The 24,638-nt window shown below is 34.8% G+C and carries 22 protein-coding genes; 11 read left to right on the forward strand and 11 right to left on the reverse strand.

Annotation, left to right across the window (positions count from 1 at the left end; genetic code table 11):
- Window positions 1-6 precede the first annotated feature (6 nt).
- From A9G36_RS04880 to A9G36_RS04890, 3 genes are read left to right on the forward strand one after another with little or no spacing between them, the layout of a single operon-like run.
- Window positions 7-840: an alpha/beta hydrolase gene (locus tag A9G36_RS04880; RefSeq protein WP_034948502.1), complete on the forward strand. Its 834-nt coding sequence runs from the start codon at window positions 7-9 to the stop codon at window positions 838-840.
- Window positions 840-1,196 (forward strand): EamA family transporter, encoded by a 357-nt coding sequence (locus A9G36_RS04885; protein ID WP_065569511.1) that lies wholly within the window; start codon window positions 840-842, stop codon window positions 1,194-1,196. Before A9G36_RS04880 ends, A9G36_RS04885 begins: the two co-directional genes overlap by 1 nt.
- Before the next feature lies 1 nt (window position 1,197).
- Window positions 1,198-1,599 (forward strand): DMT family transporter, encoded by a 402-nt coding sequence (locus A9G36_RS04890; protein ID WP_034948508.1) that lies wholly within the window; start codon window positions 1,198-1,200, stop codon window positions 1,597-1,599.
- Between the two features lie 74 nt (window positions 1,600-1,673).
- Here the strand turns inward: A9G36_RS04890 and A9G36_RS04895 are convergent, their stop codons facing one another.
- The 3 genes from A9G36_RS04895 to A9G36_RS04905 form a co-directional block, all read right to left on the reverse strand.
- On the reverse strand, window positions 1,674-2,546 hold the full coding sequence (locus A9G36_RS04895) for an arginase family protein (RefSeq protein ID WP_034948511.1): 873 nt from the start codon (window positions 2,544-2,546) through the stop codon (window positions 1,674-1,676).
- The gene (locus A9G36_RS04900; protein ID WP_065569512.1) at window positions 2,543-3,592 is read right to left on the reverse strand and encodes a GNAT family N-acetyltransferase; all 1,050 of its coding nucleotides are present in this window, start codon (window positions 3,590-3,592) and stop codon (window positions 2,543-2,545) included. Before A9G36_RS04900 ends, A9G36_RS04895 begins: the two co-directional genes overlap by 4 nt.
- 74 nt (window positions 3,593-3,666) lie before the next feature.
- The gene (locus tag A9G36_RS04905) at window positions 3,667-5,076 is read right to left on the reverse strand and encodes an aspartate aminotransferase family protein (RefSeq protein ID WP_141670393.1); all 1,410 of its coding nucleotides are present in this window, start codon (window positions 5,074-5,076) and stop codon (window positions 3,667-3,669) included.
- Window positions 5,077-5,260: 184 nt separating this feature from the next.
- Here A9G36_RS04905 and A9G36_RS04910 point away from each other — a divergent pair, with 184 nt between their 5' ends.
- From A9G36_RS04910 to gyrB, 7 genes are all read left to right on the forward strand, one after another.
- Complete coding sequence (locus tag A9G36_RS04910) at window positions 5,261-6,010, forward strand: MipA/OmpV family protein (RefSeq protein ID WP_034948517.1); 750 nt, start codon at window positions 5,261-5,263, stop codon at window positions 6,008-6,010.
- Between the two features lie 101 nt (window positions 6,011-6,111).
- Window positions 6,112-7,032, forward strand: a complete 921-nt coding sequence (locus A9G36_RS04915; protein ID WP_034948520.1) for a recombination-associated protein RdgC — start codon at window positions 6,112-6,114, stop codon at window positions 7,030-7,032.
- A gap of 179 nt (window positions 7,033-7,211) precedes the next feature.
- Complete coding sequence (gene ompA, locus A9G36_RS04920; protein ID WP_065569513.1) at window positions 7,212-8,330, forward strand: porin OmpA; 1,119 nt, start codon at window positions 7,212-7,214, stop codon at window positions 8,328-8,330.
- A 158-nt stretch (window positions 8,331-8,488) separates the two neighbouring features.
- Window positions 8,489-9,847 (forward strand): chromosomal replication initiator protein DnaA, encoded by a 1,359-nt coding sequence (gene dnaA / locus A9G36_RS04925; RefSeq protein WP_034948523.1) that lies wholly within the window; start codon window positions 8,489-8,491, stop codon window positions 9,845-9,847.
- 15 nt (window positions 9,848-9,862) lie between these two features.
- Complete coding sequence (gene dnaN, locus A9G36_RS04930; protein ID WP_034948526.1) at window positions 9,863-10,966, forward strand: DNA polymerase III subunit beta; 1,104 nt, start codon at window positions 9,863-9,865, stop codon at window positions 10,964-10,966.
- 49 nt (window positions 10,967-11,015) lie between these two features.
- A complete protein-coding gene (recF, locus tag A9G36_RS04935; protein ID WP_065585464.1) occupies window positions 11,016-12,107 on the forward strand; it encodes a DNA replication/repair protein RecF in 1,092 nt (363 codons plus the stop codon).
- 24 nt (window positions 12,108-12,131) lie between these two features.
- Window positions 12,132-14,543 (forward strand): DNA topoisomerase (ATP-hydrolyzing) subunit B, encoded by a 2,412-nt coding sequence (gene gyrB / locus A9G36_RS04940; protein WP_065585465.1) that lies wholly within the window; start codon window positions 12,132-12,134, stop codon window positions 14,541-14,543.
- Window positions 14,544-14,952: 409 nt separating this feature from the next.
- Here gyrB and gss read toward each other — a convergent pair whose 3' ends face one another.
- Window positions 14,953-16,830: a bifunctional glutathionylspermidine amidase/synthase gene (gene gss, locus A9G36_RS04945; RefSeq protein ID WP_065585466.1), complete on the reverse strand. Its 1,878-nt coding sequence runs from the start codon at window positions 16,828-16,830 to the stop codon at window positions 14,953-14,955.
- Between the two features lie 194 nt (window positions 16,831-17,024).
- Between gss and ybeD the strand changes: the two genes are divergently transcribed.
- Window positions 17,025-17,294, forward strand: a complete 270-nt coding sequence (gene ybeD, locus A9G36_RS04950) for a DUF493 family protein YbeD (protein ID WP_034948538.1) — start codon at window positions 17,025-17,027, stop codon at window positions 17,292-17,294.
- A gap of 512 nt (window positions 17,295-17,806) precedes the next feature.
- Here the strand turns inward: ybeD and adk are convergent.
- Genes adk through ispG form a run of 7 tightly spaced genes read right to left on the reverse strand, consistent with a single transcriptional unit; the run spans window position 17,807 to window position 24,598 of the window.
- On the reverse strand, window positions 17,807-18,451 hold the full coding sequence (gene adk / locus A9G36_RS04955; protein WP_034948540.1) for an adenylate kinase: 645 nt from the start codon (window positions 18,449-18,451) through the stop codon (window positions 17,807-17,809).
- A gap of 37 nt (window positions 18,452-18,488) precedes the next feature.
- Entirely contained in the window at window positions 18,489-18,740 is a 252-nt protein-coding gene (locus A9G36_RS04960; protein ID WP_080715946.1) for a YfgJ family double zinc ribbon protein, read from the reverse strand.
- Between the two features lie 3 nt (window positions 18,741-18,743).
- Entirely contained in the window at window positions 18,744-20,213 is a 1,470-nt protein-coding gene (der, locus tag A9G36_RS04965; protein WP_065585467.1) for a ribosome biogenesis GTPase Der, read from the reverse strand.
- 18 nt (window positions 20,214-20,231) lie between these two features.
- A complete protein-coding gene (gene bamB / locus A9G36_RS04970) occupies window positions 20,232-21,404 on the reverse strand; it encodes an outer membrane protein assembly factor BamB (RefSeq protein ID WP_065569518.1) in 1,173 nt (390 codons plus the stop codon).
- 26 nt (window positions 21,405-21,430) lie between these two features.
- On the reverse strand, window positions 21,431-22,162 hold the full coding sequence (locus tag A9G36_RS04975; RefSeq protein ID WP_034948548.1) for a YfgM family protein: 732 nt from the start codon (window positions 22,160-22,162) through the stop codon (window positions 21,431-21,433).
- A gap of 18 nt (window positions 22,163-22,180) precedes the next feature.
- Window positions 22,181-23,464: a histidine--tRNA ligase gene (hisS, locus tag A9G36_RS04980; RefSeq protein WP_065569519.1), complete on the reverse strand. Its 1,284-nt coding sequence runs from the start codon at window positions 23,462-23,464 to the stop codon at window positions 22,181-22,183.
- Window positions 23,465-23,488: 24 nt separating this feature from the next.
- Complete coding sequence (gene ispG / locus A9G36_RS04985; protein WP_065569520.1) at window positions 23,489-24,598, reverse strand: flavodoxin-dependent (E)-4-hydroxy-3-methylbut-2-enyl-diphosphate synthase; 1,110 nt, start codon at window positions 24,596-24,598, stop codon at window positions 23,489-23,491.
- Between the last annotated feature and the right edge of the window lie 40 nt (window positions 24,599-24,638).

Here is a 24,638-nt window from a genome sequence, read left to right on the forward strand (position 1 = left end):
ATTTTAATGAGTAAAATTGAAGATTTATCTTACTTTCTTCCAGGTAATAAAAACGGCGTGCTATTGATTCATGGTTTAACTGGTACACCTAATGAAATGCGGATTTTAGCTAATGGTTTAAATAAAGTTGGATTTACTGTTTATGCAATCCAATTAGCTGGGCATTGTGGTACTGAAGAAGATCTGTGCAAAACAACATGGCAAGATTGGTATAAAAGCGTACAAGATGGTGCAAATTATTTAGCACAACATGTAGATAATATTTTTGTTGCCGGATTATCAATGGGGGCACTACTTGCATTAAAACTTGCTGCCGATAGACCTGAACAAATTAAAGGTGTTGGCGTTTTAGCTCCCACATTTTGTTACGATGGTTGGAGTATGCCTTTTTGGGCAAAAAAACTTTTTTTCTTACTCGTTTACTTTAAAAAATTAGGTATTTTTCAAAAAAAAGTTTTTATCGAACAACCACCTTATGGACTTAAAGACGAACGTATTCGAGCTGTCGTTTCTGAAAGCATGTTAAGTGGTGATGCAGCCTCAGCTGGGCTTGCAGGCAATCCATTTCCTGCACTTGCCGAAATGCAGTTACTGGCAAAAGCCATGCGTAAGCAATTACCTAAAGTTACTTCACCTTGTTTAATTATGCATTCAGGCAACGATGATATCGCAAATATAGAAACCAATGCCAAATTAGTTGAAAAATCGGTATCAGGATCAACAAAATTAGTGGTATTAAATGATAGTTATCATTTAATTACGATTGATAGTCAACGACGTGAAGTAATCAAAGAGTGTGCATCATTCTTTGATAATATCGCAGAAGGAATAAAAGCATAATGTCACCATTAGTTATTATACTTTGGATTAGTAATATCTGTTTTGATACACTAGGGCAAGTCGCTTTTAAATTTGCCGCCATTGCTCCCAATAACCGCGATGGTTGGTACTATTGGTTGGATTTAGCTAAGAATAAGTGGATTTGGGTTGGTATTATCGCTTATGTAGCTGAATTTTTATTATGGTTAGCCTTTTTAACGTTAGTACCCCTTTCGCAGGGCGTATTACTTGCTTCATTTAATATCATTACTATCATGCTAGTAGGTCGAGTGATTTTTAAAGAATTGCTCACTATTTATCGCTTAATTGGTATGTTATTAATCACCGCAGGCGTTATTTTTGTAGGGATATCTTAATATGGCCAGATTTTATATAATTGGATTTACCGTATTGCTGCTTTTTGACACCATTGCTCAGTGTAGTTTTAAATTAACTGCAATACATGCAGCACCATTGGCTATGAACGTTGATTGGCTAGTTCGTGTATTTACTAATCCATGGATTTATATCTCAATAGCGGGGTATATTTTAACTTTTTTTACTTGGATGACTTTACTAAAAAAAGCTCCTGTAGGCCCTGCTTTTGCGGCATCTCACTTTGAAGTTGTAACTGTTATGGTGGTTTCAATCTGGCTATTTCACGAACCGATTACATTATTCAAGTTAATTGGTGCAATATTAATTGTTTCAGGTATTTTCTTTTTAGCGTTAGCAGAAAGTAAATTATCTAAACAAAAGCCAAACGATCTTCAACGTTAAGTTCCAATATAGCAAGGAAAGTAGGTGATTTTTATACTTAACCACGTACTTTCCTGAAGCTTTTTTACAAAAATTCATACAGATAATGCCTTTAATAATGTCAAATTAAGCTGATATTGCTCTTGCTGCCAATTGTGAAGGTCATTTGGTGATATGGTAGGTTGTTTATCAAGCGAGCTAAGAAAACGCTTAAACCAATTTGATGGCTGCCATATTGATAGTTCACCTGTAATATCACTGCCAATAATTCTAGATTTAATTGAAGAAATAGTATCCAGTAGATGATAAGTTTGTAATTTACCTTGATCCCAGTTGGTGTGAATTACCTCTTCACTCAATACATCTTTATCAATCGACATATAAACAGGCTGTGCGCTATGATATTGTTCTGATAGGAAGTTAGCAATAAGATCATCTGGTGTAATAAAATGCCTAAAAGCATGCCCTAAGCCCATTTTTTTAGCCCATGCAACATTAACATCTAAACTCCAATAGGTCAGCTTTTTATGAAGCAGTGGTGCCCATCGATTCTCCCAACAATGTGTAATCCCAATATCATGAGAAGTAATACCAAGTACATGTACATGGCTCACAAAAGGCAAACTTGCCACGTAACTTACCCATGATCCACAATGGATACCGAACAAATAGCGCATATTGTCAGGGTGATTATCAAAAATCACGACTTGAATCGGGTTATCGGCAGAATATTGCTGTGCTAAACGTTCAATAAGCAATAATGAAATATGATGAAAATCACCACTACCCATGAGTACCGTACCATGGCTTTCTGGTAAAAATTGCTGTAACACATGGTTAAATCGGTTAAACGTCTTTTTAGTACAACCAAAGCGTATTGCGTCTTGCCACTGGGTAAAATCAATCGTTTTAGCATGACAAATCTGACCAACACTTCTATCAAAATCGAGAATAATAGGGCATGTCATGCTACTTTCTCCTTATCATTTTCAAAATAACCAATGAATCTACGCAATACACCCCTTAATAATGGATTGCGAATATAGACAAGATGTTTAGTAAAGGTAAATTTTGCACCTAACGAAGCTTTTACTTCGGGATCAGTCCAACCTGCAATATAGTGACTAAAGCCTTGCTGCAAAGCATATTCAAGATTAACAAACCAACTTACAAAATAGAGATTAAGTTCTCTTGCCTGTGGATAAACCATGCCAATATATTTATCAACTAACATATTATTAACTACAAAACAAATATTATACCCAACCAATTTATCATCATGATAATAAGTCACTATATGCGCATTTTGGGTTTTACATTGTAATAGTTGGGTGAAAAACGGTTTGGTCAATAAGTCAAAATGTATTTCACTTTGCTGATAAACATTAAGGTACAATTGATAATACTCATCTATAACAGTATCATTAAAAAAACAATCATCACCACTATGCAAAACATTAATATTTAATTTTTCACGTGATTTTAGTTTTCGTCTAAAATTTTTACGCCGGCTATAAGAAAAACGAGAAAAGACTTCACTTATATCACTAAAATCAATCGGTACCCAAGCCAATGCTTGCCCTTCAACTTCAATAAAGCCTTGTGCTTTTAATGATGAAATAAGGCGTAATGAATAGTCATTATCTTTTTCACACAGTAAAGGTGATGCAATAGGTATATCTTTAACAATTAAAAAAGGATATCGTTTAGCATAAGCCGTTTTTAGATTTTCAGCTAATTGATTTGCTTCAACATTATCATTTAATAACGCATATTCCGAAACAGTAGCACCGACGAAACAAGTATTGGGCTGTAAATAACACCGCCATTTATGATAAAACGGAAGTTTCTGAACTTTATAACTGAAATCATCATCCGCAGTAGTAAGTAGATTAAACTTAGCAGAAAAAATAGGTACACCATCTTCACTAAGCCATACAGAAAAATCTTGTGGAGGATGATTTAAAAAATTTTCTATTAATTCATTTGGTTCTAACTGGTTGATGTATTTCATAACGTTAAATCTATGATTGGCTGTAACACGCAGTCCCGCCAATAAACATTGACGGGAAGATGAGAATTAAGCAATTAAAGCTCTCTTTTCGCTCGCGTAATTAATTGATCTAAAAGTTCAATGCCCTGATCAATTTCTTGACGAGAAATATGTAATGATGGTGCAAAAGTAATCACATTTTTATAGTAACCACCGATGTCAAGTACTAAGCCCATTTTGGTGCCTTTCCAATCAAGATCACCTGACATGCCAATATCAACCATTTTATCAACTAAGGCTTTATTAGCTGTAAAACCATCTTCTGTACAAATTTCCGCACGAAGTGCCAAACCTAAACCATCAACTTCACCAATTTCTTTATGTTTCTTCTCAAGTGTTTTTAAACCTTCAAGGAAGTAAGCACCACTATCCATAACCATTTTTTCATAATCGGTTTCAGAAGTCATTTTCAACACTTCAAGACCAACTGCCGTACCTAATGGGTTTGATGCAAATGTTGAATGTGTTGAACCAACTGGGAACACTTCAGGGTTAATTAATTCTTCACGCGCCCATAAACCACCAAGTGGGTTAAGACCATTAGTTAATGCTTTAGCAAAAACCACAACATCTGGCTTAACATCAAAATGTTCAATTGACCAAAGTTTACCAGTACGATAAAAGCCCATTTGGATTTCGTCGACGACTAATAAAATACCATACTGATCCAAAACCTTCTTAAGACCTTTAAAGTAATTACGAGGAGGAACAATATAACCACCTGTTGCTTGTAAAGGTTCAGCATAAAATGCAGCGTATTCTGCTTGCCCAACTTTTGGATCCCAAACGCCATGATATTCGGTTTCAAATAAGCGCGCAAATTCTGCAACCAAATGCTCACCATACTCTTCTGCTGTCATTCCTTTTGGACGACGGAATGGGTATGGAAATGGAACAAACATCGCACGATCACCAAAATGACCATAGCGACGGCGATAACGGTAACTTGATGTGATTGATGAAGCCCCTAAAGTTCGTCCATGATATCCACCTTGAAAAGCAAACATTAATGATTTACCACCTGATGCATTACGAACTAATTTTAATGAGTCTTCAATACATTGAGAACCACCAACATTGAAATGTACACGACCTTCGTAACCAAATCGCTTTTCCATACCTTGAGCAATGGTTTTGGCTAATTCAATTTTTGTAGGATGTAAATATTGGCTAGCACATTGTGGTAACGTGTCGATTTGCTTTTTGAGAACATTGTTTAAACGTTCATTAGCGTAACCAAAGTTACATGCGGAATACCACATTTGTAAATCAAGGAAAGCTTTGCCTTCTTTGTCATACATATAGCTACCTTCACAACCGTCAAAGATTTTTGGTGGCTCAACATAATGCACAGTATCACCAAAAGAACAATATTTAGCTTCATCGGCCAATAGCGTAGCATCATCAGGGCGACTATTAATCATTTCTAAAGTTGGTTTACTCATAATTTATCTCACTAATCCATATTCAAACATGATAAAATGTGGCATTATTATTCAAGAAATTGGTTTGTTACAATGTACAGTTAATGTATAAATTGTGTGACGGCAATAAAAACAGTTAAATACACACTAATAAATTTGTATAACTAGCAACGGGAGAGCACTTTTTATAAAATAGGCATAAAAAATGAAAAAAACAGCTTATAAACTTTTTATTTTATCAATCCTAGCTTTAGGATCTATCCAAATTGCAATAGCTAATCCCACATCCATTGGTTTTGGTGTCGGCAGATCGAATTCACCCTACAAAAGCTACAGTACAAATTATTACCCCATCCCTCATATTGATTATGATAATGGTCTATTTTTTATCGATGACCTGTCTGCTGGCGTCTATGCTTATAAACAAGGCAATCAAAGTTTTTCTATTGGTACTCGCTATCTATCTAACGAATTTACCCCCCATGAATCAAATAACCACCAACTGAAACAGTTAAAGTCACGTCATACAACCTTATTAGCTCAAATCGAATATTCAATTGACACAAAATGGGGAAGTTTTTCTAGCAATGTTGGCAAAGATATGTTAGGTGAAAGCAATAGTATTTTAATCAATGCTGATTACAGTTTACCAATTATACAAGAGAGTTTAATTATTGTTCCAACTATTGGCATAAATTGGGCAAATAAAAAACATAATAATTATTACTATGGCATATCGCATAAAGAATCTTATAGTTCAGGATTAAAGTACTTTAATCCAGATAATACATTTACTCCTTATGTCGAAATAGCAGTGCAATATATGTTAAACAATCATTTTGCTACTTTTGGTGGAATCCATGTCGATAAATTAACTGGTGATGTCTCAAAAAGCCCCATGGTTGATAATAGTACTGTTACATCAATTTATATGGGGATTTCTTATAAATTTTGAGTGAGATAAATAAAATTGAGATAAAACAACATAACTTATTATGTGTAATATTACTAATAATTAAAAACGACTTCATAGATTAAAACTTTAGGAAAAATAGTATGCTTTGGTTTAGAAACGCCATTATTTACCAACTTAATAACGATACACTACTGGATAAAGATTCAATTGAAAAAGCACTAAAATCACATCTATTTACTCCATGCGGTAATTTAGATACAACAAAAATAGGTTGGGTATCACCTTATCATGATAAAAATTACGATGATTTTATTATCGATATGCAAGGGCATCTATTATTACGCATCAAAAAAGAGACAAAAATATTACCGTCACCAGTAATCAAACAGGCATTATTAGAAAAAATTGAAAAACAAGAGCAGTTGTTAAATAGAAAATTATCAAAGAATGAAAAAACGATACTAAAAGATGAAGTAATGATAGATTTAATGCCTAGAGCATTTAGTAAATATAATTATTATTGGTTATGGATTGATACGCACAATAAACGCATTATTATTGATTGCAGTAGCTTTAAACAATCTGAAGATATTCTAGCAATTTTACGTAAAGAACTAGGTTCGCTAGCATTAACGCCCTTATCAATCGACAAACCACTTGAACAAGTCATGACCTCATGGGTTAAAGAAAAATTAAGTTTTCCTCCATTTATTTTAGGCGATCAGGCAGAGCTAAAAGATCCTCTTGAAGGGAACGGTATTATCAGTTGTAAAAATCAAGAAATTACAAGCGATGAAATATTAGTTCATTTTAATTCAGGGAAATGGATAACTAAAATTAAAATTATTGATGAAAGAGGTATTAGCTTTATCGTCAATACAGATCTAACATTTAAAAGAATCAAATTTGATTCTATTATTTTAGATGAAAATGAAGACATCAGTACGGATGAGTCAGATAAGCGACTTGAGGCCGATTTCTTTATTATGGCAAGCACTTTATCTAATACAATCAATGATTTTCACATCGCTATTAATAAAATCATTGGAAATATTATGTAAATTTTTTTTACATTAAATGCCATTAGTTCTAGATTTGCGTATTATATATGCTATAATCCACACTAAATTATGTGTATCATAATCAAAAACAATAAGTAATCATTCCTTTAATTTAAAGTGAAATTTAAAAAAAGGAAAATAAACAACGTCTATAACAACATTTAAGTTGAGGCAATAAAATGAAAAAAACAACATTAGCTCTAGCTGTAGCAGTTGCAAGCTTAACGGCAAATGCAGCAAATGCAGCGTATGAAGAAAATACTTTTTACGTCGGTGGTAAATTAGGTTGGTCAGATTTTTATAATTTAGATGCAAATAAAGTTCGTGCTTACGAATCTGCTTCTATAAAAACATCTGATCATAGCAATATCGCTGGTGGTGGTTTCATCGGTTTCCAAGCTAACCCTTACTTAGCATTTGAATTAGGCTATGACTGGTTAGGTTCAGCTAAATATAAAAGAAGTGCTCATCATTATGGCTTTGGTTATACTAGAGACCATGACATGGGTAATAGCAAAGTTTCAGCTCAAGGCGTGTCTTTAACTGGTAAATTAAGTTACCCATTATCATTTATTAATGATGATTTAGATGTTTATGGCCGATTAGGTGCTATGGTAACTATTGCTAAATGGAAAAATGGCGGATATGTTAAAGAAGACTTTGGTCGTGGTGGCACAAAAACTGATGTTTCACCAGTATTTGCTTTAGGTATGGATTACCGCTTAAATGATGATTTATCTACTCGTTTAGAATATCAATATGTTAATCATATTCATACTAAAACTGATGCCTCCCCTGACGCAGGTGTTTTAAGCTTAGGTATTACTTACCGCTTAGGTTCACCAGTTGCTGCTCCTGCACCAGTTGTAATTCAAACTCAAGAGAGAGTGTATGATTTAAATGCTGACGTTTTATTTGCTTATGCAAAAGCTGATCTAAAAGAAAAAGGTCGTCAAGCATTAGATGAATTATTATCAGATCTTGTTAAACTAAATCCTACTCAAACGGCTATCGTTGTAATTGGTCATACTGACCGTATCGGTTCAGACAACTATAACCAAAAACTGTCAGAAAAACGAGCTCATTCTGTAATGAGTTACTTAGTATCTAAGGGTGTTCCATCTGATATTATCAGTGCTCGTGGCGTTGGTAAATCTCAATCTGTTACTGGTGAAAAATGTAATACCCTTCGTGGTGCTGACTTAAAAGCATGTTTAGCACCAGATCGTCGTGTACAAATTGAAGTTAAAGCACGTAATCTTCAACAAGTTCAAGAAATTAGAGAAACAACTCACTAATTTTGTTTACTTGTAAACATAAAAACCCGGGTAATCCGGGTTTTTTATTGGCTAAATCTGTTAGAAAATAAATTATATATTATGGTTCTATAAATTACCCACAAAAAGGGATATAATAACTAGCTCGCTGTTAATAATAAAAACTAAAGGAGTTGCTTGTGCCTACCGCTATATGGCAAGAATGTATTTCCCAATTACAAGAAGAACTTCCTACAACGGAATTTAACTTGTGGATTCGCCCTTTACAAGCGGAACTGGTTGATAATAAACTCTATATTTATGCTCCCAACAGGTTTGTTTTAGATTGGGTTAAAAATAAATATTTAACTACTATATCTCAATTATTAAATAAACTTTTTAATGATGATTCACTTAAATTATATCTTGAAGTTGGATCAACTTTGTCTACTAACAAAAAGGCAAAACATAATCACGCTAAAGCAGACATTATGCCTGCATGGAAAATAACTAAAGAAAGTAATAATAATCACACCTATCATTCTGGTATTAATAATAAACATACTTTTAATAGTTTTGTTGAAGGTAAATCTAACCAACTAGCTGTTGCTGCGGCCAAACAAGTAGCAGAAAATCCTGGTAAAGCTTATAACCCATTATTTTTATATGGCTCCACTGGCTTAGGTAAAACACATCTATTACATGCAGTCGGCAATCAAATAATGGAAATAAAAACTAATGCCAAAGTTGTTTACATGCATTCAGAACGTTTTGTTCAGGACATGGTAAAAGCTTTACAGAATAATGCTATCGAAGAATTCAAAATTTACTACCGCTCTGTAGATGCATTACTTATTGATGATATTCAATTCTTTGCAAATAAAGAACGATCTCAAGAAGAATTTTTTCACACCTTTAATTCATTATTAGAAGGAAACCAACAAATCATTTTAACATCCGATCGCTACCCTAAAGAAATCGATGGTGTTGAAGATCGCCTAAAATCTCGTTTCGGCTGGGGACTAACTATTGCTATTGAGCCACCAGAACTTGAAACACGGGTCGCAATTTTAATGAAAAAAGCAGAAGAAAATAATATTAGATTACCTGAAGAAGTTGCTTTTTTTATTGCTAAACGTCTACGTTCCAACGTTCGTGAACTAGAAGGTGCACTTAATCGGGTTATTGCTAATGCCAATTTTACAGGTAAATCAATTACTATTGATTTTGTTAAAGATGCTTTAAAAGATTTGCTTGCCTTACAAGAAAAATTAATTACGATTGAAAATATTCAAAAAACTGTTGCCGAGTATTATAAAATCAAAATATCTGATTTGCTATCTAAACGGCGTTCCCGTTCTGTGGCAAGACCACGACAAGTCGCAATGGCATTAGCTAAAGAATTAACCAATAAAAGTCTTCCCGAAATAGGTGATGGCTTTGGTGGAAGAGATCATACTACTGTATTACATGCATGTAGAAAGATCGCAGAATTGAAAGAAGAAAGCAATGATATTAAAGAGGATTATTCCAATTTAATTCGAACATTATCAACCTGAATAAGAATCAACATTATGAAATTTATTATTGATCGCGAAAAACTTATCAAACCACTGCAACTTGTTAGTGCACCTTTAAGTAGCCGCCCAACATTACCTATTTTAGGAAATTTATTACTACAAGTGAGTGATAACACGTTATCGATGACAGGAACTGACCTCGAAATAGAAATGATTTCCCATTTGCCTTTAACCGAGGCCAATGAACCAGGTGCAACTACAGTGCCCGCACGAAAGTTTCTCGATATTTGTCGAAACCTTCCAAATAATGCCCAAATATCAATAACTTTTGATGATAATCGATTAATGATTCAATCAGGGCGCAGCAAATTCTCTTTATCAACACTGCCCGCAAATGATTTCCCCAACTTAGAAAACTGGCAAAGTGACATCGATCTTTCTGTTCCACAAAAAACGATCAAACGTCTTATCGATGCAGTCCAATTTTCTATGGCTAACCAAGATGTTAGATATTACTTAAATGGTATGTTATTTGAGATTGAGGATGGTTTATTGAAATCTGTGGCAACAGATGGACATCGATTGGCTGTTTGTGCTCAACCAATTGGTCAAAATATCACTGCTTCTTGTGCTGTTATTTTACCTAGAAAAGGAGTAATTGAGCTTGCAAAACTAGTTGGTGATAATGAGAATCCAGTTAATATTCAAATTGGAAATAATAATTTTAGAGTTAACCTTGGTGATTTTACCTTTACATCCAAACTGATTGACGGAAGATTTCCAGATTACAAAAGAGTATTACCACGCAATCCTGATAAGCCGCTTGAAGTATCCTGTGATGAGCTACGTAATGCGCTATTACGCGTGGCTATTTTATCCAATGAGAAATTTCGTGGCATCAGACTTCATCTACATAACAACCAAATAAAAATTACTGCCAATAACCCAGAACAAGAAGAGGCAGAAGAAGTTATTGATGTAAAATATGAATCTGCAGAACTTGAAATTGGCTTTAATGTGACCTATCTACTAGACATATTAAATACATTAAAATGCGATATCGTACAACTATTATTAACTGATGCAACATCCAGTGTCCAAATTGAAGATATCAATGACCAATCTGCAACTTATGTTGTTATGCCTATGCGCTTATAATCAAATTTAACTCAACTTTTCCGGCTTCGGCCGGAATAATTGACAGTATATGACTCTATCAACCATCAACGTTCACAACTTTCGCAATATTGATTATGCGCAACTTGTTTTATCGCCGCATTTCAACTTCATTGTTGGTGATAATGGCAGTGGCAAAACCAGCCTACTTGAAGCCATCTATATGCTTGGTCATGGACGAGCATTTAGGCACACCCAATCAAATCGAATTATTCAGCATGAACAACCTGAGCTTGTATTATTTAGTGAGATCAAAAATACTAATCAGCAAGCCCATTCAATAGGCCTTTCAAAATCACGAAATAATGAAAATAAAATAAAAATAGATGGAGACGAAGGCTTTCGATTAGCCGATTTAGCCAAATTATTACCAATACAATTAGTGACACCTGAGGGATTTGATTTATTGAGTGGTGGCCCCAAATATCGCCGTACATTTATCGATTGGGGATGTTTTCATCATTATCCTGAGTTTGTTCATTTATGGAACAATTTAAAACGCCTATTTAAACAACGTAATGCACTTTTAAAACAATCTCATAATTATAAACAATTATTACATTGGGACAAAGAAATTGTCCCACTTGCCGAAAAAATCAGCCAAATTCGAGCCGATTATTTACAACATATTTTTCCTGAAATTATTCAAACTTGCCGTGATTTTTTGCCCGAATATCAACTTAATTGCCAATATTATCAAGGTTGGGAGCGTGGAATTAATTACTCCGAACAACTACAAAAACAATACGATCGCGATAAGCTCCTTAATTACACCACCCTAGGACCACATAAAGCAGATATAAAATTACGTATTGATAATATACCTGTTGAAGATCTCTTATCCAGGGGGCAACTAAAGCTAATGATGTGTGCTTTACGTTTGTCTCAAGGTGAATATTATTCAAAACAAAATTCACAATCTTGTATTTACTTGATTGATGATTTTGCTTCAGAGCTAGACCACAATAAACGTGATTTGCTAGCAAAGCGATTAAAATTAGCAAATTCACAAGTGTTTATTACCGCAGTTAGCCAAGATCAAATTACCCATATGATCGATGAAAATGATAAGATTTTTCACATAAAATCTGGTATAATTTCGCAAATATACAGAATGATATAAACAATCAATTAAGTCGAGAAATCCATGTCTAATTCTTATGATTCTTCTAGCATAAAAGTACTCAAAGGGCTTGATGCTGTCCGTAAACGTCCAGGTATGTATATTGGTGATACTGATGATGGAACAGGACTTCATCATATGGTTTTCGAAGTGGTCGATAATGCCATTGATGAAGCATTAGCGGGTTATTGCCAGCATATTGAAGTAACCATTCACCCTGATAACTCCGTTTCTGTACGTGACGATGGTCGCGGAATTCCAACCGGTATTCATGAAGAAGAAGGTATTTCAGCGGCTGAAGTTATCATGACCGTATTACATGCAGGGGGTAAATTCGATGACAACTCATATAAAGTTTCTGGAGGATTGCATGGCGTTGGGGTTTCAGTTGTTAATGCCTTATCCGATAAATTAGAACTTATTATTTATCGCGATGGTAAAATTCATCAACAAGTTTATAACTTAGGTGTACCACAAGCACCTCTTAACATCATTGGTGAAACCACAGAATCAGGTACATACGTTCGCTTCTGGCCAAGTCCTGAAACATTTACTAATATTGAATTTACTTACGAAATACTTGCTAAACGACTTCGTGAACTCTCTTTCCTAAACTCAGGGGTATCAATAAAATTACTTGACGAACGCACAGGAAAAAGCGAGCATTATCATTACGAAGGTGGAATTCAGGCTTTTGTTGAATATCTTAATAAAAATAAAAACCCGATTCATCCTAAAGTTTTTTACTTTAGCACCGAAAAAGACGATATTGGTGTCGAAGTAGCATTACAGTGGAATGATGGTTATCAAGAAAATATCTACTGCTTTACTAATAACATTCCTCAGCGTGATGGTGGAACACATCTAGCTGGTTTTCGTGGAGCCATGACTCGTACATTAAACAATTACATGGAAGCGGAAGGATACAGCAAAAAGGCTAAAATTAGCGCCACTGGCGACGATGCCCGAGAAGGTTTAATTGCAGTTGTATCAGTCAAAGTGCCTGATCCTAAATTCTCGTCACAAACCAAAGACAAATTAGTCTCATCAGAAGTCAAATCAGCTGTTGAATCGGTTATGGGCGAAAAATTAGCCGAATACCTGCTTGAGAATCCATCCGATGCAAAAATTGTGGTCGGCAAAATTATCGACGCAGCAAGAGCGCGTGAAGCTGCGCGCAAAGCACGTGAAATGACACGACGCAAAGGTGCATTAGACTTAGGTGGCTTGCCGGGTAAACTTGCTGATTGCCAAGAAAAAGATCCAGCGCTTTCTGAACTGTACTTAGTGGAAGGGGACTCAGCAGGGGGCTCAGCAAAACAAGGGCGCAACCGCAAAAATCAAGCAATCTTACCGCTTAAAGGTAAAATTTTAAATGTCGAAAAAGCTCGTTTTGACAAAATGCTCTCATCGCAAGAAGTCGGAACATTAATTACCGCTCTTGGCTGTGGAATTGGTCGTGATGAATACAATCCAGACAAAATGCGTTACCACAGCATCATCATCATGACCGATGCCGATGTCGATGGTTCGCACATTCGCACCTTATTATTAACATTTTTTTATCGCCAAATGCCTGAAATCATCGAACGTGGCTATGTTTATATTGCACAACCGCCTTTATATAAAGTTAAAAAAGGCAAACAGGAACAATATATTAAAGATGATGATGCAATGACGCAATTCCAAATTGCCTTAGCGCTTGAAGATGCCTCGTTACATGTTAACGACCATGCCCCTGCACTTGCTGGTAAAGCATTAGAACAATTGATTGCAGAATATCAAAAAGTTGAAAAGCTTATCACCAAAATGGAGCGTCGCTACCCTAAAGCATTGCTTTGTGAATTGGTTTATCATGATGTATTAAACGAAAGTATTTTACAAAATCAACAACTAGCCGAAAATTGGGCAAAAACACTTATCGAAAAGCTGACAAACAAAGAACAACATGGCAGCAGTTACAACTATGCAACTAGCTACAACGAACATACCCAGTTGCACCAACCTGTAATAAAAATCAAAACGCATGGTGTTGACAATAATTATACATTGGATCAAGCATTTATTCACAGCAATGAATACCGCAAAATATGCCACCTTGGTGCACAGCTCAAAGACTTACTAGAAGAAAGTGCATTTATCCAGCGTGGCGAACGTAAACAATTAGTTCAATCTTTTGAAGAAGCAGTAGATTGGTTAATTAAGGAATCACGTCGAGGATTGACTATTCAACGTTATAAAGGTCTAGGCGAAATGAACCCTGAACAATTGTGGGAAACTACCATGGATCCAACCAGCAGACGTATGTTACAGGTGACTATCAAAGATGCTATAGAAGCAGATCAGCTATTTACAACACTAATGGGGGATGAAGTTGAACCTCGACGATTATTCATTGAAGAAAATGCGCTTAAAGCTGCTAATTTAGATTTCTAACTATCAATTTAACAAAAAATAAAAACCCAGACATAATGTCTGGGTTTTTATTACGTAAATTAAAGATAATTTTTAATATGTAGCTACCCCAAAATGCCTTAATCGGTTTATCTACCATACTATTCATCAAGACAGAGATTATATTTTAGTTGCGTTTAATTATTTATCTTCTGACACATTTAATTACAAATATTTTTGTTATTTATATCTAAATTATTAATCAACCATTTATCGATAACTTTGTCTACTAGTGAGGATAAATTAATAGCTTCTTGTTTAAACTAAGAATTGTATTTTTTACCCACATGATGTCCTTAGAATTGTAAAAAAACACACTAACCTATTAGTCCATATAATCCTTTCTATTATTAGATTTTAGCTATTATTGATAAAATAACTACAACTATATTTATTCTTTTAAAAACTCTTCATCAGTTAGAACTCGCAATGGCTGCATATCACTTTCACCTTTGATGACCAAAGAATGATCAGAACGCAAACAAGACCCACCATAATGCCCACCGACAGTAAATGTGCATATCTGAAGATAGCAGTCATCAACTTTTGGCAAACACCATAATTCTTGATAGATATTTTCTTGTTTTGCAAATCTTCCAACTGTTTTATCAAGAATCTGTTCTTTACTACTTACCAATTGAATATCACTACCACGACGTCCAGCAATAGGTTTTATCGCATAGCCTTTTTTTATTAAGTTTTCATTGAGTTCAAATGTAGATTCTAATAAATAACGATGATTAGGAAATAAAGACCATAATACCGGTAAAATAGCCTTATTACTTGGAATAACTGTCCATAACGGTTCGAAAACTGTTACTTCTGGTCGTAAAAGTACATCAATCAATCTGACTGAATTTTCAGGATGCCATGTTCGAATAGGTAATCCAGCTATTTGAGCTTCACTTTCTTGACGAAGTTGCTCTAATACAGTTTCCCATGCCCAAGTTTTCCAAACGCAGGTCACTTGTCTACCTTCATCATCAACTAATCGACCTTGTCTATCCCATTTTAGTCCATTAAGTCCACGTAAAATTTTGCTATTAAAGCCAGCTTGGGTTAATGCTTTTTGCATAAATAAAGCATGATAATTCTCTTCACTATCATTATCCTGCATAATATGAATAAAAGCTTGCGCATCACTATGCTTCCAACTGTTAGCCAACGAATTTAACAAGCCACTACTTGGGTTTGTCCCCTTTGTTAGACCTGCTTGAATCGCCCATTTCTGTAAAATGGGACCAGCCTCAGTGTGGCAAGAAGCGGAATCAGCATTATATTCATAAACCTTTAAACCACGCTTGTCCATACAAAAATCCAATCTCCCGGATATCATTTGATATCGGCGTTGTTGCCATGAAAGACGCAACCTTGGCCATAAGATTTCAGGAATATTAAAGTTAAGCAATAAGTTATCATCTTTTAATACTTTATCTGTTGCATGCAGATACATTAAATGTAATTCGTTGGTTGCACGAATTAGTTCTTGTTCAGCACTTTCTGAAATAGTGAAATAACGATAATGATCATCGTGACTAATCGCATGTCCTGCTGCTTGTATATAAGCATTTTCTAATGAATCTTTTGCATCAAGCCAATCACTATCAAATTGACCTTGATTTTCAATATGAGCTCTATGAATAGCAAATAATGATTTAGAAACATTGGGTTGAGGTAAACTATATTCAGTATTTTCGGTTTGGATCATCCAACCAAGAATGATAGTATCATCAAATGTATCTTGCAACTCATAGCCAGTATCTGTGGCTATCATTACTAGTTCTCGCGTCCAATACTGGCCTATAGGTAAACGAGTATGTATAACATTCTGTTCGGCAATTCGAATTTTATCCTCAAATACATCTGTGATAATAGCAACATGCCCAGTCCGATCAAAAACACCGCCATCATCCCATATAAGTAAAGCACCTGCTTCCGGCTTTTTTTTGCTTCCATTTGCAAATGCCTGTAAAGGCAAAATGGCTTCATTTAGCACTTGCCTTAAAAAGCGAAGTGAAAAAATCTCATGAGCCATACCAACATCAGTAAAAACAATACCATAATTTAAGAATAAAAATCGTCGTGCAAATTCAACACATTGCCATTTATACCCCATATATTCATGACCAGAATAACTGCGAAAAGCAGCATCATCAGGATATTGTATGGAATCTAATTTTTCATAATCAGAGGAATAAATTGCAACACCTCCTGGCGCATAACCAAGCAATGTACCAAAAGGTTCTTTTTTATTGGACTGTTCTAACATGATATATTGCCCTTTTTAAAATAATAGTATAGTGTTTATCCCACTCTGATAAATTTTACTCCTCATAGCTCAAATTATCTACTTTAAGAAGTAAAGTTTATACATAATTACTCTTGAATAATAACAAAGAGCCTATATATCAACTATTCAATCATAGCAATATAATATATCGATTAAACGAGAAAATTAATATTATGCAACAGAAGACAAAATTAAATGAATTATTAGATTTTCCTTGTTCTTTTACTTATAAGGTAATGGGAGAGGCAAAACCAGAATTGGTTGATAAAGTGGTCACCGTTATTCAACGTCATGCTCCTGGTGATTATACACCTTCAGTAAAACCAAGTAGCAAAGGCAACTATCATTCTGTATCAATTACGATTAATGCAACGCATATTGGTCAAGTTGAAAATCTCTATAAAGAATTAGGAGAGATTGATATTGTAAGAATGGTCTTATAAAAATTTATTTTGTTAAAATTTTCTTGAAAAATAGAGCTTTATTTTGGCATTTAAGGCTCTAAAATGAACCCAGAAAATATTGTTATTCATACAGACTATACATTCAGTGCAAACAACTCATCCTATTTCCATACTTACCTACCAAACTACTTCCCACGCTTTTAATCGCACATAATACTATGCCGTTCTTTTTTAATTTGAAACTAGCAAAGAATATATAAGGGGTGCTTATTCTTTTAATATCTATCTAGTCGTAAAACAGATAGATAATGGTTTACTCAATATTAGGTATGCTTGTTTATTAGATAGCCATCTAATCTCAACCACTTAGCTGTAACTTAACGATAAAGGAAGTAAAAATTTGGTGCAACAAAAAATAATACATTTACCCATTAATATTGATCATATTATTTTCAATGTACATCAGATAGTTAAAATCGTCACACAATAATCTATTTAAAATAAAAAAGAGCAAGGCACCTAATACGACCTTGCTCTTTTAATAAAATAAACTATCCTAAAATTTTAACTAATTCTTTTGTTACGTCAGCCACAGGCATGGTCCCATCAATACGGAAATATTTTGTATGCTTTTCTTTGGCTTCATGCTGATAATAACTAATAAGTGGTTTAGTTAGATCGTGATATTCAACAAGACGTTTACGAACTATTTCTTCGTTATCATCTTTGCGAATAGTAAGTGGTTCACCTGTCACATCATCAACATTTTCAACCTTTGGTGGATTATGGCGAATGTGATAGACACGACCTGAAGGAGCATGAATTCGGCGCCCACTCATGCGATCAATAATCACTGCGTCTGGTACATCAAATTCAAGCACATAGTCAACATTTATGCCAGCTGTTTTCATTGCATCAGCTTGTGGAACCGTGCGAGGAAACCCATCTAGCAAAAAGCCATTAGCGCAATCGCTTTGTGTAATACGTTCTTTAACTAACGCAATAACGAGTTCATCGGTAACTAGTTTACCGGCATCCATTAACTCCTTAGCTTGTAAACCAAGTGGACTACCTACTTTTACTGCTGCTCGCAGCATATCACCAGTTGAAATTTGAGGAATACCATATTTTTGCATAATAAATTGTGCTTGTGTTCCCTTTCCTGCTCCTGGTGCTCCTAATAAAATAATTCGCATAAAATAACCTCTTATGGCTTTAATATAAATAAAGCTTCTATTCTGGTAAATAATGAAATATCACATTACTGCTGGATATTAAACCATCAGTTGGACAAATATAATTAACCGCTCCACAGCCTTTGATCATTTGAGCTTTTTGCAAACAAGTCGGACAAATATACTGTTCAAGATAATGTTGCTTGCAATAAGGACAATTAAAATTCTGTGGCGAAACAACACTCATTTTATGATGACATTTTGGACAAAGGCCTTCTTTCCCAGAATCATTCATTAATTTTCCTGACATAAATTAATTTCGCCCTCTTACATGCTTCATTAATCGACGACGTTTACGTTGCTGCGATGCAGTTAAAGTATTTTTTCTACCTTCAAATGGGTTAGACCCTTCTTTAAACTGAATTCGAATTGGTGATCCCATGATTTTTAATGAACGTCTAAAATAATTCATTAAATAACGTTTATATGAATCGGGTAAATCTTCCACCTGATTACCATGAATAACTACAATTGGTGGATTATAGCCACCAGCATGTGCATATTTTAGTTTTACTCGCCGACCACGAACCAAAGGAGGTTGGTGATCTTCTTGTGCCATTTGCATAATTTTAGTTAACAGTGCGGTATTCACTCGACGAGTGGCACAATCATAAGCCTCTTGAATTGAATCAAATAAATTACCCACCCCACTTCCATGTAATGCAGAAATAAAATGCACACGGGCAAAATCAATAAAATCTAATCTATCATCTAATGTCGTTTTAACTTGCTCTTTGATATCTTGTGATAAACCATCCCATTTGTTAACGGCTATTACAAGTGAGCGCCCACTATTAATAATAAAACCAAGCAATGATAAGTCTTGATCGGATATACCCTCTCTGGCATCAATAACTAAAATAACTACATTAGCATCTTCAATTGCTTGTAATGTTTTAATAACTGAAAATTTTTCAACTGCTTCAGTAACTTTACCACGTTTACGTACACCAGCTGTATCAATCAAGATATACTCGCGATCATCTCGATTCATTGGTATATAGATACTGTCTCGAGTAGTCCCTGGCATATCATATACAACGACTCGATCTTCACCTAAAATTCGATTAGTTAGTGTTGACTTACCAACATTTGGACGACCAACAATAGCAACTTTGATAGGTTGATTGATTAATGATTCTGTTTCATCAACAAAATCATCACATAATTCAGTTAAATCATTTACTTGTTGATTATTATCAAAATTACTATTTTCTTCATGATTACCAAATTGGAAAATAGGATCTAATACAGTTTCAATTAACGAACTGACACCTCGACCATGACTTGCAGCTATGGGATGAATTTCACCTAAACCTAAACCGTAGAAATCAGAAATTGCCGTATCTGCATCAATTCCATCAATTTTATTAGCCACTAAAAAAGTAGCTTTTTGGCGGCAACGTAAATGTTTAGCAATAGCTTGATCAGCAGGCATTGCACCAGCTCTGGAATCGACTAAAAAAAGGACAATATCAGCTTCCTCAATAGCTTGTAAGGATTGTTCTGCCATAAAGCTTTCAATCCCATCTTCCCTTCCATCAATACCGCCAGTATCAATTACAATATATTCATGGCCCTTTATTTCAGCTCTTCCATATTTACGATCCCTCGTTAATCCAGGAAAATCTGCAACTAACGCATCGCGTGTTCTTGTTAACCGATTAAATAAAGTTGATTTACCAACATTTGGACGACCAACTAATGCTACAACAGGTACCATGCTTATTCTCTAATTAATTTAATTCTTTATGAAAGTATAAATATCGCCATTTTTGACTTGAACAATTATTTTATTGTCCACAACTAATGGTGTTGATAATAATCCACTACTACTTACGTGTGTTTTAGCAGCTAACTCACCATTTTCGATATTTAATAAGTAAAGATACCCCTGAAAATCACCAACAACTATATAATTATCATAAATAACAGGATCAGTTAATTGGCGATGTAAAAATCCCGATTGCGTCCATAGTATGGTGCCATCTTTTTTCGAAAGTGCTTGGACGTTATCATCTTGATCTACTAAAAATAATCTTTGGGAATCTATCGCTAACGTATGTGTAGATCCTAATTGTTTACGCCATACTATGTGTCCATTACTTAAGTCCAAAGCAACAACATAGCCATTATAACCAACACAATAAACCAAATTACCTTCAACTACAGGGGTAGCATCAACATCATTTATTTTTGCAATTTCTGTTGAACCTGATGGTTGAGAAATACGTTGCTGCCAAATCAATTGACCATTCTTAATAAAGTTAGCATTTACTCGCCCATTATCATCACCAAAAATTGCTGCACCATGTGCGATTGTCGGCGTTGAATTTCCTCTTAATGATAAAGCAGGCACTTCAAGATTTATATCCCATATTTCTTCACCAGTATCGCGATTTAAACCCTGCACAGTCCCATTTGCTGTATAAACAATCAATTTATTTTCAGAAGATACGGGCCGTGCAAGCACTTCACCCTTTACGTTTTTTTCCCAAACAACTTTACCATTGCTACGATCTAATGCATAAACTCTGGCACGTTCACTACCCACATAGACATATTTATCATCCGCATTTACACCGCCAGATAATAATGCAGTTTTACTACTAAAAAGTGTACTTTCAGATATATCAACATCCCATATAGTATTGCCAGTAGTTGAATCAATAGCCTTAACTTGCCCACTACGGCTAGCTACATAAATAATATTATTATAATTAATAGGTCCTAATAACGAATAAATATGGGTATTACCTAAAGTACTATTACGCCATAATTGTTGAATATAAAATTGGTTGTTTACTGTTGGTGAAGGTGAAATCTGAACCACTTCTTCTTCTCCACCGAATAAAGAGCACCCAGCGAGTGAAAACATGAAAACACCAGTAAAAAGATATTTTGATAACTTCATTGTATAGACCCTTATAGCAGGATAAATTAATTTGTTTTGTCTTCTGTCTCTGAATTCTTTAACCGAACCTCTTGTTCTGCTTTTTCTTTAACTGCTGTATCGTTTACGCCTTGTTCGTCAAACTGTTTTGCTTTTAAATATTCTGCCTGATTCAGCTTCATTTTGATATTTGCTTCCAATCCTATCATTATTGGTGAATTTAGAGCAACATTATAAGCGTCAACAGCATCAGCATAACGAGCCATTTTGACATAAACATCACCACGAACTTCATTGACAACAGGTCCCCAAGCTTCATCTGTTACATGATTTAATGTGGTTAAGCTTTCTTCATATTTCTCTTGCTGATACTGCAAGCGGGCAATTCGAATATTAATAATTGCTTGAATAGACTCAACATCAGTTTTTGTTAAAGCATCTGTTAATAGGATCTGTGCTCCGGCATAATCATTTAGTACCTCAACATAGAATTTTGCTGCATACAAATCAGAAAATACACTATAAATAGTGTTATTGCTTTTAGCAAAGTTAACTAATTCATTCACAGAATCAGGTTTTTCTTTATCCAACTTAGCAATTAATTGTTCATAATATTCTGATAATTTTCTAGATTTCTCAACTTGGTTTGTTTGCCAGTAATTCCAACCATAAAAGACCATCAAACCTATTACTATAATCGCAACAATTATTTTCCATGTTTTAGCAAAAAACTGATTTAATGTCCAAAATTGTTCTTTACTCGATAAATATTGATTCACTTTTCTCTCCTACTTCCATTAGCTCTTTATCATTGCTAAACAAGCTTTAACAATCTCTTTTTGTGAAACTTCTATTTGTTCGCCAATTTGCAAATTTTTTATTGTTACTGATTGATTAATAATTTCGTTTTCACCAATAATAACAGCTATTTTTGCACCTAATTTATCTGCTTTAGCAAATTGTTTCTTGAAGTTACTCGTGCCATAATTTGTTACAATTCGCTTATCAGGTAAACCATCTCGTAGTTGTTCTGCAATACATTGCGTCACAGATATGGTTTTTTCATCACCCGATGAAATCATGTAAATATCAATTGAATTATCACAATTGAACGCTGGATTGACTGCTTGTACTAACAATACCAAACGTTCAACACCCATAGCAAAACCAACTGCAGGTGTTGCCTGCCCACCAAGCTGACTAACCAGACCATCATAACGACCACCACCGCAAACTGTTCCTTGAGCACCTAAACTGCTTGTTACCCACTCAAAAACCGTACGATTATAATAATCTAATCCTCGAACTAATCGTTGATTAATTTTATATTTAATTCCTGCATTATCCAATAAACGACATAAGCCTTCAAAATGAAATTTAGATTCTTCATCTAAATAGTCAAACAATTTAGGAGCTTGGTTTAACAGCTCTTGAACAGTAGAATTTTTAGAATCAAGAACACGTAATGGATTAGTATACATTCTACGTAAACAATCTTCATCTAATTTATTTTTATGTTGTTCAAGAAAGGTAACTAAAGCATTTCGATAATTTGCTCTAGCTTCAAGCGAACCAATTGAATTGATTTCAAGAGAAGTATGCGCTTCAATACCAAGCGCTTTCCAAAAACGAGCTGTTAATAAAATAAGTTCAGCATCAATATTTGGTCCTTCAAGCCCAAATATTTCGACACCAAATTGATGGAATTGACGGTAACGTCCTTTTTGCGGCTTTTCGTAACGAAAAGCAGGACCTAAATACCAAAGACGTTGTTCTTGATTATAAAAAAGGCCATGTTCAATACCCGCACGAACGCAACCAGCAGTGATTTCAGGGCGTAAAGTGATGCTTTCATCATTACGGTCATTGAAAGTATACATCTCTTTTTCAACAATATCGGTGACTTCGCCAACAGCTCGTTTAAATAACGCAGTGTCTTCAACAATTGGGGTTCTGATTTCATTATAGCCATAGCTATTAAGCACACCTTTGACAATTTTTTCAATCTGTTGCCAACTTGCGCTATTTGTAGGGAGTAAATCATTCATTCCCCTTATAGATTGGATTTTTTTCTCTGTCATTTATTTGTTCGCTATTTAATAAAATTATAATTCAGTTGCTGCAATTCTATTTTTAATTATCAATGCCTTGGCTCGAATTTTAGCTTCTAACTCATCAATCATTTGTTCATTATCAATACGACCAATACGTACACCATCTTCATAAAAACCACTTTTATTGTGACCTCCAGCTACCCCCATAGTTGAAGCTAATGCCTCCCCTGGACCGTTAACCACACAACCAATAATTGATACATCCATTGGTATAACTATATCTTCTAATCGCTGTTCTAATATATTGACTGTATTAATCACATCAAACTCTTGGCGAGAACACGTTGGGCATGCAATAAAATTAATACCACGAGACCGTATACGCAGCGATTTTAAAATATCAAATCCAACTTTTACCTCTTCTATAGGATCGGCAGCTAAGGAAACTCGAAGTGTATCGCCAATGCCTTCTGATAGCAACAATCCCAATCCAATGGCCGACTTAATAGCACCGTTCCGAATACCGCCTGCTTCAGTTATACCTAGATGTAATGGTTGCTTTATTTGCTTAGCTAATAATCGATAAGCATCAACGGCAGTAAACACATCAGATGCTTTTACACTGACTTTAAACTGATCAAAATTAAGTCGGTCAAGTATATCAACATGACGCATCGCCGATTCAACAATCGCTTGTGGTGTAGGCTCACCATATTTTTCTTGAATATCTCTTTCAAGTGAACCAGAATTCACACCAATGCGTATTGGAATATTTTTATCTTTAGCACAATCAACCACAGCACGAATTCTTGACTCATTTCCAATATTACCAGGGTTGATTCTCAAACAATCAACGCTATATTCGGCAACCTTTAAAGCAATGCGATAATCAAAATGAATATCAGCGATAAGCGGGACTTTTGCTTGCTGTTTAATATATTTAAAAGCTTCTGCAGCATCCATCGTTGGAACAGAAACACGAATTATATCCACACCCACACGTTCAAGCGCATGAATTTGAGCAACCGTTTTTTCTACGTCCACTGTTCGCGTATTTGTCATTGATTGAACTGAAATAGGAGCACCACCACCAATAGGCACCTTACCGACATAAATTCGGGTAGATTCTCGTCGAATAATTGGTGAATCCTGATGATTCATAACACACACCTAATCATTTCACAAAATAACTGACCAGCAA

It is taken from the genome of Gilliamella sp. Choc6-1 (assembly GCF_001690385.1).
Taxonomy (GTDB): Bacteria; Pseudomonadota; Gammaproteobacteria; order Enterobacterales; family Orbaceae; genus Gilliamella; species Gilliamella apicola_A.

Excerpts from the sequence above, each read along its gene's own strand:
- ompA (WP_065569513.1), top strand. The coding sequence starts at position 7,212 with ATGAAAAAAACAACATTAGCTCTAGCTGTAGCAGTTGCAAGCTTAACG.
- hisS (WP_065569519.1), bottom strand. The coding sequence starts at position 23,464 with ATGACAGAGAAAAAAATCCAATCTATAAGGGGAATGAATGATTTACTC.
- gss (WP_065585466.1), bottom strand. The coding sequence starts at position 16,830 with ATGTTAGAACAGTCCAATAAAAAAGAACCTTTTGGTACATTGCTTGGT.
- recF (WP_065585464.1), top strand. The coding sequence starts at position 11,016 with ATGACTCTATCAACCATCAACGTTCACAACTTTCGCAATATTGATTAT.
- A9G36_RS04905 (WP_141670393.1), bottom strand. The coding sequence starts at position 5,076 with ATGAGTAAACCAACTTTAGAAATGATTAATAGTCGCCCTGATGATGCT.
- A9G36_RS04900 (WP_065569512.1), bottom strand. The coding sequence starts at position 3,592 with ATGAAATACATCAACCAGTTAGAACCAAATGAATTAATAGAAAATTTT.
- ybeD (WP_034948538.1), top strand. The coding sequence starts at position 17,025 with ATGCAACAGAAGACAAAATTAAATGAATTATTAGATTTTCCTTGTTCT.
- A9G36_RS04910 (WP_034948517.1), top strand. The coding sequence starts at position 5,261 with ATGAAAAAAACAGCTTATAAACTTTTTATTTTATCAATCCTAGCTTTA.
- der (WP_065585467.1), bottom strand. The coding sequence starts at position 20,213 with ATGGTACCTGTTGTAGCATTAGTTGGTCGTCCAAATGTTGGTAAATCA.
- dnaN (WP_034948526.1), top strand. The coding sequence starts at position 9,863 with ATGAAATTTATTATTGATCGCGAAAAACTTATCAAACCACTGCAACTT.
- A9G36_RS04880 (WP_034948502.1), top strand. The coding sequence starts at position 7 with ATGAGTAAAATTGAAGATTTATCTTACTTTCTTCCAGGTAATAAAAAC.
- A9G36_RS04895 (WP_034948511.1), bottom strand. The coding sequence starts at position 2,546 with ATGACATGCCCTATTATTCTCGATTTTGATAGAAGTGTTGGTCAGATT.
- gyrB (WP_065585465.1), top strand. The coding sequence starts at position 12,132 with ATGTCTAATTCTTATGATTCTTCTAGCATAAAAGTACTCAAAGGGCTT.
- bamB (WP_065569518.1), bottom strand. The coding sequence starts at position 21,404 with ATGAAGTTATCAAAATATCTTTTTACTGGTGTTTTCATGTTTTCACTC.
- ispG (WP_065569520.1), bottom strand. The coding sequence starts at position 24,598 with ATGAATCATCAGGATTCACCAATTATTCGACGAGAATCTACCCGAATT.
- A9G36_RS04885 (WP_065569511.1), top strand. The coding sequence starts at position 840 with ATGTCACCATTAGTTATTATACTTTGGATTAGTAATATCTGTTTTGAT.
- A9G36_RS04960 (WP_080715946.1), bottom strand. The coding sequence starts at position 18,740 with ATGTCAGGAAAATTAATGAATGATTCTGGGAAAGAAGGCCTTTGTCCA.
- adk (WP_034948540.1), bottom strand. The coding sequence starts at position 18,451 with ATGCGAATTATTTTATTAGGAGCACCAGGAGCAGGAAAGGGAACACAA.
- A9G36_RS04890 (WP_034948508.1), top strand. The coding sequence starts at position 1,198 with ATGGCCAGATTTTATATAATTGGATTTACCGTATTGCTGCTTTTTGAC.
- A9G36_RS04915 (WP_034948520.1), top strand. The coding sequence starts at position 6,112 with ATGCTTTGGTTTAGAAACGCCATTATTTACCAACTTAATAACGATACA.